General features: G+C 68.1%; 16 protein-coding genes and 1 tRNA gene. 12 read left to right on the top strand and 5 right to left on the bottom strand.

What is annotated here, in order from left to right:
* The first annotated feature begins 8 nt into the window (after nt 1-8).
* From HMPREF9056_RS09745 to HMPREF9056_RS09735, 3 genes are all read left to right on the top strand, one after another.
* Nucleotides 9-81 (top strand) — tRNA-Ala (locus HMPREF9056_RS09745).
* A gap of 84 nt (nt 82-165) precedes the next feature.
* Nucleotides 166-813, top strand: coding sequence for a MarC family protein (locus HMPREF9056_RS09740; RefSeq protein ID WP_009746851.1), 648 nt, complete (start codon nt 166-168; stop codon nt 811-813).
* A gap of 124 nt (nt 814-937) precedes the next feature.
* Nucleotides 938-1,825, top strand: coding sequence for a hypothetical protein (locus tag HMPREF9056_RS09735; RefSeq protein WP_009746850.1), 888 nt, complete (start codon nt 938-940; stop codon nt 1,823-1,825).
* 128 nt (nt 1,826-1,953) lie between these two features.
* On the opposite strand, the gene HMPREF9056_RS09730 is transcribed toward HMPREF9056_RS09735, so the two are convergent.
* The 4 genes from HMPREF9056_RS09730 to deoD form a co-directional block, all read right to left on the bottom strand.
* Nucleotides 1,954-2,232 (bottom strand): DUF1540 domain-containing protein, encoded by a 279-nt coding sequence (locus tag HMPREF9056_RS09730; RefSeq protein ID WP_009746849.1) that lies wholly within the window; start codon nt 2,230-2,232, stop codon nt 1,954-1,956.
* A 205-nt stretch (nt 2,233-2,437) separates the two neighbouring features.
* Nucleotides 2,438-3,241, bottom strand: coding sequence for a M23 family metallopeptidase (locus HMPREF9056_RS13140; protein ID WP_157185048.1), 804 nt, complete (start codon nt 3,239-3,241; stop codon nt 2,438-2,440).
* A gap of 152 nt (nt 3,242-3,393) precedes the next feature.
* Entirely contained in the window at nt 3,394-3,939 is a 546-nt protein-coding gene (locus tag HMPREF9056_RS09720; protein ID WP_009746847.1) for a helix-turn-helix transcriptional regulator, read from the bottom strand.
* A gap of 95 nt (nt 3,940-4,034) precedes the next feature.
* Nucleotides 4,035-4,757 (bottom strand): purine-nucleoside phosphorylase, encoded by a 723-nt coding sequence (gene deoD, locus HMPREF9056_RS09715; RefSeq protein WP_009746845.1) that lies wholly within the window; start codon nt 4,755-4,757, stop codon nt 4,035-4,037.
* Between the two features lie 225 nt (nt 4,758-4,982).
* Here deoD and HMPREF9056_RS09710 point away from each other — a divergent pair, with 225 nt between their 5' ends.
* The 7 genes from HMPREF9056_RS09710 (at nt 4,983) to HMPREF9056_RS09685 (ending at nt 11,826) form a co-directional block, all read left to right on the top strand.
* Entirely contained in the window at nt 4,983-6,560 is a 1,578-nt protein-coding gene (locus HMPREF9056_RS09710) for a sodium-dependent transporter (RefSeq protein WP_009746844.1), read from the top strand.
* Nucleotide 6,561: 1 nt separating this feature from the next.
* Nucleotides 6,562-6,735 carry a methionine/alanine import family NSS transporter small subunit gene (locus tag HMPREF9056_RS13770; RefSeq protein ID WP_009746843.1) on the top strand — a complete coding sequence of 58 codons (174 nt, stop codon included), beginning with the start codon at nt 6,562-6,564 and terminating at the stop codon, nt 6,733-6,735.
* An 84-nt stretch (nt 6,736-6,819) separates the two neighbouring features.
* Nucleotides 6,820-7,677: an HAD hydrolase family protein gene (locus HMPREF9056_RS09705; protein ID WP_009746842.1), complete on the top strand. Its 858-nt coding sequence runs from the start codon at nt 6,820-6,822 to the stop codon at nt 7,675-7,677.
* Nucleotides 7,678-7,877: 200 nt separating this feature from the next.
* Complete coding sequence (locus HMPREF9056_RS09700; protein ID WP_009404843.1) at nt 7,878-9,734, top strand: Ser/Thr phosphatase; 1,857 nt, start codon at nt 7,878-7,880, stop codon at nt 9,732-9,734.
* A gap of 93 nt (nt 9,735-9,827) precedes the next feature.
* Entirely contained in the window at nt 9,828-10,562 is a 735-nt protein-coding gene (locus HMPREF9056_RS09695; protein WP_009404842.1) for a vitamin K epoxide reductase family protein, read from the top strand.
* 50 nt (nt 10,563-10,612) lie between these two features.
* Nucleotides 10,613-11,323, top strand: coding sequence for a metal-dependent transcriptional regulator (locus HMPREF9056_RS09690; protein WP_034514418.1), 711 nt, complete (start codon nt 10,613-10,615; stop codon nt 11,321-11,323).
* 59 nt (nt 11,324-11,382) lie between these two features.
* Entirely contained in the window at nt 11,383-11,826 is a 444-nt protein-coding gene (locus HMPREF9056_RS09685) for an HIT family protein (RefSeq protein ID WP_034514368.1), read from the top strand.
* Nucleotides 11,827-11,872: 46 nt separating this feature from the next.
* Here the strand turns inward: HMPREF9056_RS09685 and HMPREF9056_RS09680 are convergent, their stop codons facing one another.
* Nucleotides 11,873-12,535 (bottom strand): alpha/beta hydrolase, encoded by a 663-nt coding sequence (locus HMPREF9056_RS09680; RefSeq protein ID WP_009404839.1) that lies wholly within the window; start codon nt 12,533-12,535, stop codon nt 11,873-11,875.
* A 71-nt stretch (nt 12,536-12,606) separates the two neighbouring features.
* Here HMPREF9056_RS09680 and HMPREF9056_RS09675 point away from each other — a divergent pair, with 71 nt between their 5' ends.
* On the top strand, nt 12,607-12,969 hold the full coding sequence (locus HMPREF9056_RS09675) for a MerR family transcriptional regulator (protein WP_009404838.1): 363 nt from the start codon (nt 12,607-12,609) through the stop codon (nt 12,967-12,969).
* A gap of 182 nt (nt 12,970-13,151) precedes the next feature.
* On the top strand, nt 13,152-16,133 hold the full coding sequence (locus HMPREF9056_RS09670; RefSeq protein WP_009404837.1) for a leucine--tRNA ligase: 2,982 nt from the start codon (nt 13,152-13,154) through the stop codon (nt 16,131-16,133).
* Nucleotides 16,134-16,187 lie beyond the last annotated feature (54 nt).

The raw sequence follows: 16,187 nt of genomic DNA, 5'->3' as shown, positions 1-16,187 counted from the left end.
CCCACGTCGGGGCTATGGCGCAGTTGGTAGCGCGCTTCCATGGCATGGAAGAGGTCGGGGGTTCGAATCCCCCTAGCTCCACAGTTCTTCATCAGCAGGTCCTGCCGTCAGGCGAGGGCCGTTTTGTTTCTCTGCTCGCCGCGGCGTGTGCGGCACAATGCGGATATGGCTATCGCTGTGCTGGTCAAGGCCCTGGGCGCCTTCTTCGCGATCATGAACCCCTTCGTCAACCTGCCCCTGTTCCTGAGTCTCACACAGGACCAGGATGCCGCGACACAGCGGCGCACGGCGGTTCGTACAACGATCTCCTCCACCGTCATGTGTGCCGTCATCCTGCTTCTCGGCGCGACAATCCTGAGGTTCTTCGGCATCGGCGTCGACGACTTCCGGATCGCAGGCGGAATCGTCCTGCTCATCATCTCCCTGTCCATGCTCAACGGCAGTGGATCCAGCGCCCACGAGGGAAGCGCCCGGGAGAAGGAGCAGCACGACGCCGTTGCTGGCAGTGGGAACGATGTCGCCTTTTACCCCATGACCTTTCCTATCCTCGTGGGTCCGGGAACGATCGCGACCATCATCGTCATCCAGTCCCAGGCTCGGGGGCTGGGCGGGCATGCGGCTGTTGCGACTGCGCTGGCAGTCATCCTCCTGACACTCGGGATCGTTCTCTACTTCTCCGCCACCATCGGTGCGCGTCTGTCCATGACGATGCGCACCATCATGACCCGCCTCATGGGCATGATCCTGGCCTCGATCGCGGTACAGATGATCGTCGTCGGGATCCAGCACCTCTTCCCTGGGCTGGCTCGCTGAGACGCGCTCCACGCACATGTGTCCCTAAGGGCTGGCTCTTCAGAGACTCTGAGGGTAGCCTCACCTTCAGATGTTGCTGGGGCACCCGCTCCCACGTGCAGCAACACGGTAGGAAGGTAAGCGTGTGACGTCCGTTCAGGTCCCCGACATCATGCAGCGCGCCCGGCGCACGGCCAGGCGCCTCCTGGCCGGCGGTGGAAGCGCCGCGGTGACGGCCTACCGCATCGACCCCTCCGCGCCCGCCGCCTTCGTCGCTCACGCTATGCGGGCCGATGGTCGGATCCTCGTGGCCGCCTGCCCGCCTCAAGGTACCCCGCTGGCCATCGCGCCCGACGACGTCGCCGTCGACGTCCGCCTCGACGTCACCCTCGACGCCGCTGAGCCCGGCGTGCGCATCACCGCTGCCACGGCCCACCTGCTGGGCAGTCTGACGTGGGTAGACGGTGAGGACCGGGCGCTCGTTCTGGCCTCATCCCGGACATCTGCCTGCCACTGCGCCATCGTCGGTGAGGACCCTCTTGAGCGCGTACGTGAGATCGCCGCGGGGCCCGGAGGGCGTCTGGGCGTCATCGCCTGCGAACGGGTCATGCTCCACTGCGTCTCCGGGGTCTCCAGCCATGGCATCGAGGAGATCCTCGACGTCGCCCCTACCGATGCCGGTATGGCCTCCTCAACCTCCTGGAGCCCCCAAGAGGTCATGGACGCCCATGAGGCCGTCAGCGCGGTCGGCCAGCTGGGACTGCGTGCGGTCTGCGATGCAGTGCGCGAAGGACAGATGCCCGGCTGGACCTGTTCCTCCCGCCCCGCCGTCGGCGTGTGCCCTACGCTGTGGGACAGAACCCTGTGCGTCGACGTTGACTCTTACGGGGTCACCCTCATGTCCATCACCGGGGAGGAGGTTGCCACTCTCGTGGTCTCCTTCCCACAGGCCCTGGGCAGTGCTGCGGAGGTCGGGCCCGCGCTGGAAAAGCTCGCCTCCCAGGCCCTCCCTCAGCGCCTGACTCATCCCTGAGGTCGCCTACCGCAGCCGGCCCGGGCTGGGCTCTAGTCGGCCTGGCCATGGATGCCGAAACGGGGGATGCCACCATGCGGTGGCATCCCCCGTTGGCCCCCAGCCGCTCGAGCTGGAGAGCCTTCCGGTCAGCGAACCTCGTAGGTCTGGCAGGAGGCTGTGTCGCCGCCGACGGTCACCGCGTTGGCGGTGCACATGAGGTCCTTGTTGTGGACGCACTCGAGGCGCTGGCAGGCGCCCACGTGCCCCTCGGCCACGGGCAGACCACCGCGGGCGTCGAGGCTGATGAAGGTGTCACAGGCCGGAGCGCCGTTGTCGCCGCCGACGGTGATGGCATAGGCGGTGCAGCCCCCGTTGTTGAAGGCGCAGGAGGTGGTGGTGCAGGAGGTGATCTGGGTGACGGACATGATGCTTTTCCTTTCGAGCGGGTGTGCGCTGCGGACATGAATAACGTAAATCCGTCCCCACGTCCCGGCAACGAAGGACAGCCTGGCCTGCTTTACTGGAGATGATAAAACGTTGGAATGACAACGTTTGAGTGGGTGATGTCGAGGCGGGTACGCGCAATCTCGACTACTCGGAGAATGTGCGGTTGCGTGCCGGCGATTTTCGTTATTCCTTGCAGGTAAGGCAGTCCTGCGCGGGCGTGACAAGAGCTTCCCCGTTGCAGGGGAGGGCACCCCTCAGCGGTTTGAAGGCGCTGCTTCGAGGCTCCTGAACGAATTCGCTGTACTCCTCGGCGGACTCAGCCCGCGCTCCGATGAAGGAGATCGGTAGTCCGAGGGCCATCGGCGGCTCGGCACGGTCCATGAGCTGGGCGTGCACGTGCGGCTCGCTGGTGTTCCCGGAGTTGCCGCACCCGCCGATGACCTCGCCGGCGCGGACCCGCTGACCGACCTTGACCCGGATACTGCCGTGCTGAAGGTGGGCGACGAGGGCATAGATGCCGCTGTCGGTCCTGATCGTCACATGGTTGCCGAGCAACCACCCCACCGGCCCCAAGGAGCGGATCGCGTCCTCCGCCATGAGGTAGATGAAGCCGATCCACCTGCTACGGGCGCGATGATCTCGGTAACGGTCCTCAGACGAGACCACGACGCCGTCAACCATTGCCCGGACCGGCATTCCGAACGCCGGGTAGGCGCGCGGGGGCTTGAAGGGGCTGCCGCGGAAGAAATCTGGCCGGGCGATGGCTCCTTCACTCACCTCCTGTCTGGAAGGGGCGGCCACCAGGTCGATGGCGTAGGCCTGTCCCAAGAGCCAGTTGTGGCTCGGTACCTTGCTCGCCGGAGAATTGAGGGCGACCCACCGTCCTGTCGTCGGGGCGAGAACCGCGTGCTCGCGCCCCGAATCGGTGGCGGCCGAGCGCTGATGGAGGAAGGTGATGCGAAGATTGCACAGGACTGTGAGGGCCAATCCCGTGAAGAGGAGTGCCGCTTCGATATCTAAGCCAGTTCGAAGGAACGAATGCGCCGGCAGGCAGAGAGATGCCAGCGTTGTGGCGAAAAGGGCCATCATGGAGCATAGGGCAAGTATCAGGAACCAGCGACCAGCGATCACGAACGCCCTCATGACTCGCTCCCATGGACGATGACCAGCAGGGGCACGATTCGCGAGGCGGGAACCTCGTAAGCCGCGCGGCCGGCGTGCCGCAGCCATCCGGCCGAGACGAGCTGACGCAGGTGGTGGTGCAGCTGGCCGGCCGAGGACAGACTCAGGGCCTCGGCGATGTCGGCCGTCGTGCCGATGCCGCTGAGGACCTGTTGCAGGATCTGCAGGCGGACGGGGTGCCCGAGGGCCGCCAGCGATGCCGCGATCTCCTCCCACGGGGAGTCCAGGATCTCACGGCTGGAGCGCGCCTCCTGCCACTCCACCGGGACATCGCCCTCCAAAGTGACAGAGCCGACCAGCATGACGACGCCGTCGGCGATGGACTTCTCGGTCTGACGCTGGCGCTGCAGCTCCTCCAGGGCCCAGAAGGTCCGTGGAGATGATTCGGGTGCCGTTATCGCGGATCCGGCGGTCTCGTTGGAGGTGCGGGTCTGTTCCAGCGCGCAGAGGCGGCGATCGACCTCCGACATCCAGGTGTCGAGGTCCTGTGTCTTATGGTACATACATCGATATTACGATATTCCGATTTTTCGATGCAATCCGGGTGTAGTGCGTTCACCGGTGTGTGGGTCCGGGGTGCCTACGAGTCGGCTGCGGGTCAGCTGAGGGCGGCGGCCACGGCTAGGCGCAGGGAGTCGGCGAAGCGTGTCTCCCGCTCAGTGGCACTCATGTCGCCGGAGTGGTCGAGCAGGTGGTCGGAGATGGTGAGGACTGCCAGTGCCTGCTTGCCGTACTCGGCGGCGACGCCGTAGAGGGCGGCGGCCTCCATCTCCACGCCCAGTACTCCGTGGGTGGCCAGGGCTTCGGTCTGGCCCTTGGGAGTGAAGTAGAAGTGGTCGCGCGAGATGACCGTGCCCAGGTGGACCGTTCCGCCCGTGCCGGCCCGGCCGGCCTGCGAGGCGTCATGGGCGGCTCGGGCCAGCTGGAAGTCGGCAACCGCGGAGAAGTTGACGCCCGGGATGCGCAACTGGTTCATGGAGGAGTCCGTGTGGGCGCCGGTGGCCACGATGACGTCGCCGACCTTGACCTTCGGGGAGATGCCGCCGGCAGTGCCCACCCTGATGATCCGCTCCACTCCGAACTGGCTGAACAGCTCGGTGGCATAGATCGTGAAGGAGGGCTGCCCCATGCCCGAGCCCATGACACTCAGCGGCCTGCCGTCAACGGTTCCGGTGAAGCCCAGCATTCCGCGCACGTCGGTGACCAGGCGGGCGTCGTCCATGAGGGTCTTGGCGATGCGCTGGGCTCGCCTGGGATCGCCCGGCATGAGGACGGCGGGGGCGAAGTCTTCGGGTTCTGCGGCGATGTGCGGGGTGGCCATGGGGTTCCTCTCGAGGTGTGTGGGACGGAGTGCCGTTCAGTGTGGCACGGGACGCATGAAGAAAGACAGGTCAGCGAACTGTACTCGCCAGTCCGCATCGTGGACATCAGGCGACACATCGTGGTCGCCACGACTAGCGTCCAGCGACAAAAGGGCCTGCGACCAATCCGCAGGAAAAGGCGGCCGTCGGGTCGCCTTCATTCGTGACATGACGGAAGGTTGCTCATGACCTCCAGGACAGGGGAGAGCGAGTCTCCTCAGGCGCCTCCGCGCGAGCAGTGGAGCGGTCAGCTCGGATTCCTCATGGCCGCCATCGGGTCGGCGATCGGGCTGGGTAACATCTGGCGCTTCCCGGGTGTGGCCTACACCAACGGTGGCGGGGCCTTCGTTGTCCCCTATGTCATCGCGCTGCTGGCGGCCGGGCTGCCGATCCTCTTGCTCGACTACGCCCTGGGCCACCGTTTCCGCGGCTCAACGCCCGCGGTCTTCCGGCGCATGTCCAGCAAGCTGGAGTGGCTGGGGTGGTTCCAGGGCTTCATCTGCTTCGTCATCATGACCTACTACGCGGTGGTCGTGGCCTGGTCCCTGTGCTACATGTTCTTCTCCTTCACCATCGCCTGGGGTGACGACGCAGCAGGCTTCTTCCAGCGCTACATCGGGATGGACCGGCTCGGCTCCGAGGTCGGCTACTCACCGGCAGTCGTCGTGGGCGTGGCCATTCCACTGCTGTTCGTGTGGGCCTTCGGCCTCGTGGTCACCGCACTGGGCGTGAGCGACGGCGTGGAGAGGGCCAACAGGATCTTCCTGCCGCTGCTTGTCCTCATGTTCGCCGCCCTCGTGGTGCGAGCCCTCATGCTCCCCGGTGCGGGGGAGGGACTCAACGCCCTGTTCACCCCCAAGTGGTCGGCCCTGCTGGACTACAAGGTGTGGATGGCGGCCCTGGGGCAGATCTTCTTATCCCTGTCAGTGGGATTCGGCGTCATGCTCACCTATGCCTCCTACCTCCAGCGGCGCCGCTCCAACCTGGTGGGCACCGGTCTGGTGGCGGGCTTCGCCAACTCCTCCTTCGAGCTGCTCGCCGGCATCGGGGTCTTCGCCACCCTCGGTTTCATGGCCAACGCTCAGAACACCAGCGTGGACAAGCTGGAGAACATCGCGGGCCCGTCCTTGTCCTTCATCACCTTCCCCACCGTCATCTCGCAGATGCCCGGCGGTGCGCTGTTCGGGGTGCTCTTCTTCGCCTCCTTCGCCATGGCGGGGCTGACCTCCTTCATCTCCATCATCCAGGTGGTCTCGGCGGGGTTCGGCGAGAAGCTCGGTCTGTCCCCGAGGACGGCCTCGCTCGTCGTCAGCATCCCGGCCGCCGTGCTGTCCTTCATCCTGTTCGCCACCAGCTCGGGCCTGCCGGACCTCGACGTCGTCGACGCCTTCATCAACAACATCGGCGTGGTCGCCTCGGCCATCATCATGTGCGTGGTGGTGGCCTGGGTCCTGCGGCGCACCAGGCTGCTCCAGGACCATCTCAACGCCGTCTCCGAGTCGCGGATGGTCGGCCTGTGGTGGCGGGTCTTTGTCGGCGGTATCGTCCCCGTCCTGCTGGGCTACATGTTCTTCCAGACCCTGTGGTCCTACATGATCCAGGGGTACGACACCTATCCGAACGGATTCGTCATGGTCTTCGGCTGGGGGATGCTCCTGCTGGTCGCCCTTGCAACCGCGATCATGACCCTCGTCCCCTGGAAGACTCCGGTGGACGAGTTCGAGCCCCTTGAGCTCGAGGTCACCGCCGAGGAGGAGGACTGAGATGACCGGAACCGCCGTACTCATCATGCTTGCCGCCATCATCATCATCTGGGGCGGCCTGGCGGTCTCCGTCACCGCGCTCATCTCGCGTGGGCGCCGCGAGGATCGTGACGCCCGTGCGGAGGCCTCCGCACGGGCCCGCGAGCACATGCTCCATCCCGAGCAGATCGACTGACCCACTGCTGTAAAGAGACTAACTCCACCACCCGCCTGGGGCCCGCTTCGGCCGGTTTCCAGGCGGGTGGGCCACAATACGCGTATGACTCAGACTGATGTGAGCCCTCAGGTGCTGCCCCGTCTGGTGGCCTTCGACCTCGATGACACGCTGGCACCCTCGAAGTCGGCCATGCCACCCGCCATGGCCACGGCACTGAGGCGGTTGCTCGACGTCGTCCCCGTCTGCATCATCTCCGGCGGACAGGTGGGACAGTTCCGCGACCAGGTCCTGGCCCACCTCGACGCCGATGCCGACGAGCTCTCCAGGCTCCACCTCATGCCTACCTGCGGCACGCGGTACTACACCTACGACCCCTCTCAGGCCGGCCAGAGCTCCGACGCCTGGAGACTGGTCTACGCCAATGACCTCACGCCCGAGCAGATCCGCACCGGCTTCGAGATCGTCGAGGCCCAGGCCCGCCGGCTCGGTCTGTGGGAGGAGCGGACCTGGGGGGACATCCTGGAGGATCGCGGCAGCCAGATCACCTTCTCCGCGCTGGGGCAGGACGCCCCCCTGGAGGCCAAGCGCGCCTGGGACCCCACGGGGGAGAAGAAGGCGGCCCTGCGCGACGCCGTCGCCCCGCTCCTGCCGGACCTGGAGGTCCGCTCCGGCGGCTCCACGAGCGTGGACATCACCCTCAAGGGGGTGGATAAGGCCTACGGCATGAGGCGTCTGGCCGAGGTCACCGGGATCGCGCTGGAGGAGATGCTCTTCGTCGGCGACCGCCTGGACCCCGAGGGCAACGACTACCCGGTCAAGGCTCTGGGTGTTCTCTGCCAGGCCGTGGGCGGATGGCAGGACACTGTAACCTACGTCACCTCCTTGGCGGGCCTTATCGCCTCCCAGGAGCACAGCGGTGAGGATCACGCCGCTCAGGTCGCCCTGGGTGCCCGTCTCTGAGGTGGGCCGTGGTACGTCCTGGCACGGATACCGACGCTGACAAGGGTACCGGCGTCGCGGCTCGCGCAGCCGACCTGTGGACCGGCCTGCTGACGGCCGTCCGCCGTTGCGGTGCCCTGGCTCTCACGGTACTGCTGTCGGTAAGAACCCGGTGGCGCAGACTCCGTTCCGGTACCCGCACGGTCCTTGGCACGACGGCGATGATTCTGGCCTCCAGCCTGGCCTCCCTCCTCCTGGGGCTGTCCACGGCAACGGCCTCGGCTCCGGTCGGCCCGCATGAGGCGACCTGGTCGGCGACCCTGGACTCCACCATCTCACTCGACCTTGGACCGCTGGGCACCGCCTCGATGGAGTCGCCCGCGGGGGTCCTCGGCGTCACAGTGGTCCTGGGCGAGATTCCCGGCGACCCGGCCCCCAATGCCGCCAACGCAGCCAGCGTGGGACAGTCGCTGTCCTCCGACGCCGCATCCTACCTCTCGCTCGTCTCCCACCCCGATCTGACGATCCGGCAAGGGCTCTACGGTCTGGCCGGAGACGCTCTGCGCCGGGCTGGGGTCATCGAGGCGATCTTCCTGTGCTGCGTGGCCGCCTGGCGCCTGGCACCGACGAAGCCCTGGCGCGAGACGGTTCGCGCCGGCGCCTCGCACCGCTGGGCGACGACCGTGGCGTTCTCGGCGGCAGTGGCCACCGTGGCCTCTCTCCTGGTGCCGGCCATGCGCACGGCCACCACGCACGGCTCCACCCTGTCCGTTCTGGAGGGCACCCCGCTTGCCCGGGCCCGCTTCTCGGGACGTATCGCCGACGTCGTCACCGCCTACGGCCCCAAGGCGCGCTCTTTCGTCGAGACCAACAATGACTTCTACGCCAAGGCAGACACCAACCTGCGCGCCGCCTGGAAGGCCGCGGAGCAGACCGAGGGCCTAGTGGACGTCACCGCCGCTGATGGGAAAGTGGACGCTACGGACCTGCAGGCGCGGGTCAAGGCCTCCTCCGCCAAGACCGTGGTCGAGGCAGAGCCCGCGTCGCCCCCGTCACCGGGGGAGACGCCGGAGTCCTCCGAGAGCCCGGCGGGTGCTGAGACGCCGTCGGCCTCCGCGACCCCCTCGGCCTCGGCGCCGCCGGTGACGGGAGCCCGCTCGGTTCCCCAGCGCGGGCACAGGACGGCCGTGCTCACCACCGATCTGCACTGCAACCTCGACGTCATCGGCTTCTCCGGGGTCCTCGACCAGCTCTCCGGCGCGGATGTCCACATGGATGACGGCGACCTGACCATGACCGGTTCCGACCCGGAGCGGGTGTGCGTCGACGCACTGACCCAGGCGGTCCCGAGCTCGACGGCGAAGGTCGCCACCATCGGCAACCACGACTCCGACGCCACCGCCTCCCGCCTGCGCTCCCAGGGGTGGACCGTCACCGACGGCTCGGTCCAGAGGGTCGCCGGTATCGATGTCCTGGGCGACGACGACGCCGAGCGAACGACAGCGGCAGGCACCAAGCTGCGCAGCGGCGAGACCACCGAGCAGATCGCCACTCGCCTGGCCAAGGTCAGTTGCGGGCGCACACCGGTCGACGTCGTCCTCATCCACCAGCCGGCCACCTTCGACCCGCTCATGAAGGAGGGCTGCGCGCCGCTGCTCCTGGCCGGGCACGTCCACGCTGAGCGGGGGATGACCACGGCGATCAGCCCCCGCTCCGGCAGACCCGTCACCGGGATCGTCTCCGGTGCGGGCAAGGGCGGCACCTCGCTGGGTTCGGTCACGGAGGACGCCTTCCTCCACGTCCTGTCCTTCGACTCAGCGGGAGCGCTGGTGGCCTGGCGCGCCGTCATCCTCCACCCCGATGCCTCGGTGACGGTGGGGGCCTGGCGATCGGTACCGGGTATCTCCTCCGGCCAGGAGACGGCGACAATGGCCTCAACCCCCGATCCGTCGGCGTCGGCCACCCCGGAGCAGGCACCGGCCGAGGTCCCCACGGAGGCGCCGGCCGAGTCCCAGGAGGGCACAGAGCCGCAGGAGGGTGCCGAGCCCCAGGACCAGGCCGAGTTTTCGGACGGGTAGGGCGCACGCGCCCCTGGTGGCATACGCTCGCATCCTGATGACCACACAACGCCCAGAAGAACTGATGACGCACCACCGGTGAGGAGACTGACGATGTCGCGCATGCCCACAGATGCCGAGATCGATGAGATGAGCGAGGCCGAGCTCGAGGCCTACCTGGGATCATCCCCCGGCCGGGAGCTCGACCGGCGCACCCGCCGCGATCACGACGAAGGCTCGGCCGACCGGCCTGCCTGGATGCGCCGCTCCGAGGCCGAGCGAAGCTTCGGCTGGCTGCTCGTCGTGTGCGCCCTCATCGGGCTCGTCGCCTGCTGGGAGCTCATCAGCTCCCAGATCAGGCTGCTGCGCAACCCGGATGCGGCGCTCGTGTGCGATGTCAACCCTCTGGTGTCCTGCGGCGACTCCCTCAACGTGTGGCAGGGCAACCTCCTGGGCGTGCCGAACTCCTTCATCGGGGCCATCGCCTTCGGTGCCCTGGCCGCGATCGGTGCCGCCCTGCTCAGCGGCGCACGCCTGCCGCGGTGGATGTGGTGGGGGCTGAGCGCCGGCAGCCTCGGCGGGATCGCCTTCGTCATCTGGTTCCTGGCCGTCTCCATCATGACCTTCGGCAAGCTCTGCCCCTTCTGCCTGGTCATCTGGTCCGTCACCATCCCGGTGGCCGCCCATTCCTGGGCCTGGGCGGCGGCCGGCGGGCACCTGGGGCTGCGGGACAACCTGGCCCTCGACCTGCTCAAGGCCCGCTGGTGGATCATGGCGGCGATGTACCTGGCCGTGGTCCTCACCATCATCATCGCCTTCGGTGGCCAGCTGGCAAGGTTGTTCGGGTGACGCCGCCCGCGAACAGGACGGCCTCGGCCGGGCCCGCCTGGAAGCCGTCGGTGGCGGGGGACTCGACCGTCACCCAGGACTACCTCAAGGTCGTGTGGGCCGCCTGCGAGTGGGGCGGGGCGGGTGCCTCCATCACCGGCCTGGCCAAGCGCATGGAGGTGGCACCGTCGACCGCCTCGGAGAACGTGGCCCGTCTGGTGGAGGAGGGGCTGCTCGTCCATAAGCCCTACCGGGCCGTCACCCTCTCCGAGGAGGGCAGGCGCCGGGCCATGGGCATGATCCGTCGCCACCGCATTCTGGAGACCTACCTGGTCACCCAGCTCGGCTTCGGCTGGGACGAGGTGCACGCCGAGGCCGAGGAGCTCGAGCACGCCGTCTCCGAGCGGCTGCTGGAGCGGCTCGACGCGGTCCTGGGACACCCCACCCGCGACCCGCACGGGGACCCGATTCCTACGGCGGACGGTCGGCTCGTCGTGCCCGACCTGGTGCGCCTGGAGACCCTGCCGGTGGGAGCCGACGGCGTCGTCGGGCGGATCCAGGACGACACTGAGACGCTGCGTCGCCTCAGGAAGGCCGGCATCGGGCTGGACAGCCGGGTGCGGATCCGCGACCGCGGCACCGTGGCTCCGGCCGAGGAAGGCGGCAAGCGCCGTCGGGCAACCGTCATCACCCTGCTGGACCCGGAGGCCTCACACGGCGCAGTGCCCGAGATGACCCCGGAGGCCATCATCCCCGACGGCTCCCTGTGGCTGCTGGCCTGAGATGCCCCAGTGCCTGGACGCCTGGACGGGCCTGGGTGGAGCTGGGGGACAATAGGGCCATGAGCACGATTTTCACCGAGATCATCAAGGGCAAGATCCCCGGCCGTTTCGTGTGGGCGGACGAGGTCTGCGTCGCCTTCGCCACCATTGAGCCGCACACCGACGGGCACGTCCTCGTGGTCCCACGCGACGAGATCGACTCCTACGTGGACGCGCCCGACAACGTGGTGGCGCACCTGGCTGTGGTCGCCAAGCGCATCGGTGTCGCGCAGGTGCGTGTCTTCGAGGCACCCCGGGCCGGGCTCATCGTGGCCGGCTACGGCGTTGACCACCTGCACCTGCATGTGCTGCCGATCCGCTCCGAGGAGGACCTGTCCTTCTCCTCGGCCCGCCACCCCGAGGGGGAGGAGCTCGATGCCGCCATGGAGCGTCTGCGGGCCGGCCTCATCGAGGACGGCTGGGGCGAATTCGTGCCCGCGAGTCTGGACAGTCCGGTAGCGTGACAGAGCATCGGACCGACCTTTTCTTCAAAGCCGACGCGAATACGCGTCATCTTTGAAGAAAGTGCCGGTTTGCCATCAACGCAGCCACAACTTGCGGAAGTGACGTGACGCCGTCGGAGGCCAGGAAATGGCCCGCGCCCGGAACGGTGACGACGTCGGCGCTGATCGCGGTGGCGAATCTCCGCGAAGCCGCCTGAGGGACGAGCGGGTCGTTATCGGAGTGAATGACTGTGGTGGGCCCTAGAAGCGGCCGCAGCTCACCGGGGCTCGCGCCGTCGAGAAAGCCGTTCAGTCCAGTGACGAGGAAATGGTCGAGCTCCGCCTCTCCCGTCGGTGGAAGCTGCTGCGCGAAGGGCGCGACGGCGATGAAGGCCGCCAGATGCTGACCGTCGCCGTTCACCGGTGAGCCGCACGCGATGACTCGCTCGATCGCCCGCAGTGCGGTCAGGCCGCCAAGACTGTGCGCCACGATTGCGAGCCCCGCCAGCCCGTCCGGCGACGTCCCGATCCTCTCGGCGATGGTTGACGCCCAGGTCGAGGCCTCCGGAGTCTCCGGATGAGAGAGCTGCGGCACCTCGACATGGCGGACGGTTCGCGCGAGCCACGGAAACCAGTGGTCGTCAGGCCCCGCCCCGAAGCCGTGGACGAGAATGACTCTGTCGACCTCGTCGAGTCCGTTAAAGGGGCGATGTTCTGTAACGTGATCCATGCCCCTGGACGGTAGACATTGACACTATTGGCAAGGTCAAGCGGAAGCTGCTCACCGGAAAGGATCTCCTCGTGCGCATCGGAGAGTTCGCCCGACAGGCGGGCGTCAGCCCCCGCTCCCTGAGGCACTACGAGGAGGCCGGTCTGCTCGTGCCCGAACGGACCTCGGCCGGCTACCGGGACTACCGCCCCGAGGACCTCGACGTCGTCGCACGCATTCGGCCGATCCTGGCCACCGGCCTCGGTGTCGCCGCCGCCCGTCGCTACCTGGACTGCGTCGAGATCACCGGCGACAGCCGAGCCGTCGCGATCACCATGTGCCCCGGCCTGCGCCGCGAGCTCGACGCCGTTGAGGAGCGGATCAACCGGCACCGTAGCCGGCTGGCACGCGAGCAGGGCGCCCTCAACCGCTTCAAGGCCATGGCCGGCGAGTGAACCCGAGTGGAATAAGGAGCCAGGCGGGGGAGTAAGCCCCGGGCCTGCCGAGGCCGCCGGTCTCCACCGACGTGACCGGTCTCGCCCGCCCGTGGGGCGGACGCCGTCGGGCCCCGCTGCCGCCGGGCGATAGGCTGTGCCCCAGCACCAGGAAGCACGAGTAGGAAAAGAGCGCTGCCGCGATGTCAGAGAGAACCGCACCGGGCGAGTCCGACACCCCCTACCGCTACACGGCGGCCCTGGCGGGCTCCATCGAGACCGCCTGGCAGGACCGCTGGGAGGTCGAGGGCACCTTCAACGCCGACAACCCCGTCGGCTCCCTGGCCGGCCCCGGCGCGGACAAGGAGAAGTACTTCCTGCTGGACATGTTCCCCTACCCCTCCGGCAAGGGCCTGCACGTGGGCCACCCGCTGGGCTACATCGCCACCGACGTCGTCGCGCGCTTCACCCGCATGACCGGCAGGAACGTCCTGTACACGATGGGCTACGACGCCTTCGGCCTGCCCGCCGAGCAGTACGCCGTCACCACCGGTCAGCACCCGCGCATCTCCACCGAGGCCAACATCGCCAACATGCGCCGCCAGCTGCGCCGCCTGGGCCTGTCCCACGACCCTCGCCGCTCCCTGGCCACCATCGACGTCGACTACGTGCGCTGGACCCAGTGGATCTTCCTGCAGGTCTTCAACTCCTGGTTCGACCCCGAGGCCCCACGCCGCGACGGCCGTGGCAAGGGTGCGGCCCGGCCGGTGTCCGAGCTGCGCGACAAGCTCGCCTTCGGGCAGGTCCCCGTCCCCGGCGGCCGCGACTGGGCCGGTCTGAGCGCCGCCGAGCAGGCCGAGGTCATCGACTCCTTCCGCCTGGCCTACGTCTCCAACGCGCCCGTCAACTGGTGCCCCGGCCTGGGCACGGTCCTCGCCAACGAGGAGGTCACCGCCGAGGGCCGCTCCGAGCGCGGCAACTACCCGGTCTTCAAGCGCAACCTGCGTCAGTGGATGATGCGTATCACCGCCTACGGCGACCGCCTCGCCGAGGATCTGGACACCGTGGACTGGCCCGAGAAGGTCAAGCTCATGCAGCGCAACTGGATCGGCCGCTCCGAGGGCTCCGAGGTGACCTTCGCCGTGCCCGGGGCCGGTCAGGGCGTTGGCCAGGACGCGTCGCTGAGCGTCTACACCACCCGCCCCGACACCCTCTTCGGCGCCACCTTCATGGTGGTGGCCCCCGAGCACCCCGTGCTGGGCGGCCTCCAGGCCTCCGGCTCGGTGCGCGCCGAGGCCCAGATCGCCGACGACGCCGCGGCCCTGACCGTCCCGGCCGCCTGGCCCGAGGGCACCAAGGAGGCCTGGACCGGTGGCTACGCGACCCCCGCCGAGGCCGTGGCCGCCTACCGCGCCCGGGCCGCGGCGACGTCGGACGCCGACCGCACCGACGAGGGCCGGGTCAAGACCGGCGTCTTCACCGGCTTCTTCGGCATCAACCCCGTCAACGGGGCGAAGGTGCCGGTCTTCGTGGCCGACTACGTCCTCATGGGCTACGGGACCGGTGCCATCATGGCCGTGCCTGCCCACGACGAGCGCGACTACGCCTTCGCCACCAAGTACGACATCGACATCATTCAGACCATCGGCCCGGCCGACGACCCCCACGGCGTCGACCTGAGCGCCCAGGCCTACACCGGTGACGGCGTCGTCGTGAACTCCGCCCAGGGCGACCTGGACATCAACGGCATGAGCAAGGACGAGGCCAAGGCCACCATGATCGGTTGGCTGGAGGCCAAGGGCGTGGGCCGGGGCGCGGTCACCTACCGCCTGCGCGACTGGCTCTTCTCCCGCCAGCGCTACTGGGGCGAGCCCTTCCCGATCGTGTGGGACGAGGACGGCGGCGTCCACGCCCTGCCCGAGTCGATGCTGCCCGTCGAGCTGCCCGAGGTCACCGACTACTCACCGCGCTCCTACGACCCCGATGACGCCGACTCCTCTCCGGAGCCGCCGTTGGGCAAGGCCACCGAGTGGGTCGAGGTCGAGCTCGACCTGGGCGAGGGCCCCCGGACGTACTACCGCGAGACCAACACGATGCCGCAGTGGGCCGGCTCGTGCTGGTACGAGATGCGCTACATCGACCCCACCGATGAGAACGCACTCGTCGACCCGGCCAACGAGGCCTACTGGATGGGGCCGCGCCCCGAGGCCGGTAACACCTCCGGCGGCACCGACCTGTATGTCGGCGGCGTCGAGCACGCCGTCCTGCACCTGCTCTACTCGCGCTTCTGGCACAAGGTGCTCTTCGACCTGGGCCACGTCTCCTCCTCCGAGCCCTACCACCGTCTCTTCAACCAGGGCTACGTCCAGGCCTACGCCTACACCGACGCTCGCGGCCAGTACGTACCCGCCGACGAGGTCGAGGAGGTCACCGCCGAGGACGGCTCCACCACATACCTGTGGCAGGGCGAGCCGGTGCGCCGCGAGTACGGCAAGATGGGCAAGTCCCTGAAGAACATCGTCACCCCCGACGACATGTACGAGGCCTACGGCGCCGACACGTTCCGCGTCTACGAGATGAGCATGGGGCCGCTCGACGCCGATCGTCCGTGGGACACCCGCGCCGTCGCCGGCAGCCAGCGCTTCCTGCAGCGACTGTGGCGCAACGTCGTCGACGAGACCACCGGTGAGCTGACGGTGGTCGACGAGCCCGCCGACGAGGAGACCCGCCGGCTCGTGGCCAAGACGATCGTGGGCGTGCGCGAGGACTACGAGGGGATGCGCCTCAACACGGCCATCGCCAAGCTCATCGTCCTCAACAACCACCTCACCGGGCTCAGTTCGGTCCCGCGCGAGGCCGTCGAGCCGCTTGTGCTCATGACGGCGCCCGTGGCCCCGCACATCGCCGAGGAGATCTGGAAGCGCCTGGGGCACGAGCACTCGCTGGCCCATGAGGCCTTCCCGGCCGTGACCGACCAGTCCCTGCTGGCCGCCGACAAGGTCACTTGTGTCGTTCAGGTCAAGGGCAAGGTCCGCGACCGCATTGAGGTCGACCCCGGCATCTCCGAGGACGAGCTGGAGAGGCTGGCTCTGGCCGCCCCCGGCGTCATCCGCACCCTGGACGGGCGCGGTGTGCGCAAGGTGATCGTCCGCGCCCCCAAGCTGGTGAGCATCGTCCCCGAGTGACCAGCGAGAGCTCTCCGACGGCGTCGCTCACGGCCGCGCCGGAGTAGCGGAGGA

This window comes from Actinomyces sp. oral taxon 170 str. F0386, assembly GCF_000195595.1.
In the GTDB taxonomy this organism is placed as follows: domain Bacteria; phylum Actinomycetota; class Actinomycetes; order Actinomycetales; family Actinomycetaceae; genus Actinomyces.
The sequence above is the reverse complement of the archived record's forward strand: the minus strand, read 5'-3'. Positions and strand labels throughout refer to the sequence as shown.

Coding starts and splice junctions, on each gene's coding strand:
- HMPREF9056_RS13770 (WP_009746843.1), top strand. CDS start 6,562: ATGACCGGAACCGCCGTACTCATCATGCTTGCCGCCATCATCATCATC.
- HMPREF9056_RS09680 (WP_009404839.1), bottom strand. CDS start 12,535: ATGGATCACGTTACAGAACATCGCCCCTTTAACGGACTCGACGAGGTC.
- HMPREF9056_RS09705 (WP_009746842.1), top strand. CDS start 6,820: ATGACTCAGACTGATGTGAGCCCTCAGGTGCTGCCCCGTCTGGTGGCC.
- HMPREF9056_RS09710 (WP_009746844.1), top strand. CDS start 4,983: ATGACCTCCAGGACAGGGGAGAGCGAGTCTCCTCAGGCGCCTCCGCGC.
- HMPREF9056_RS09670 (WP_009404837.1), top strand. CDS start 13,152: ATGTCAGAGAGAACCGCACCGGGCGAGTCCGACACCCCCTACCGCTAC.
- HMPREF9056_RS09730 (WP_009746849.1), bottom strand. CDS start 2,232: ATGTCCGTCACCCAGATCACCTCCTGCACCACCACCTCCTGCGCCTTC.
- HMPREF9056_RS09720 (WP_009746847.1), bottom strand. CDS start 3,939: ATGTACCATAAGACACAGGACCTCGACACCTGGATGTCGGAGGTCGAT.
- HMPREF9056_RS09695 (WP_009404842.1), top strand. CDS start 9,828: ATGTCGCGCATGCCCACAGATGCCGAGATCGATGAGATGAGCGAGGCC.
- HMPREF9056_RS09740 (WP_009746851.1), top strand. CDS start 166: ATGGCTATCGCTGTGCTGGTCAAGGCCCTGGGCGCCTTCTTCGCGATC.
- HMPREF9056_RS09685 (WP_034514368.1), top strand. CDS start 11,383: ATGAGCACGATTTTCACCGAGATCATCAAGGGCAAGATCCCCGGCCGT.
- HMPREF9056_RS09700 (WP_009404843.1), top strand. CDS start 7,878: ATGATTCTGGCCTCCAGCCTGGCCTCCCTCCTCCTGGGGCTGTCCACG.
- deoD (WP_009746845.1), bottom strand. CDS start 4,757: ATGGCCACCCCGCACATCGCCGCAGAACCCGAAGACTTCGCCCCCGCC.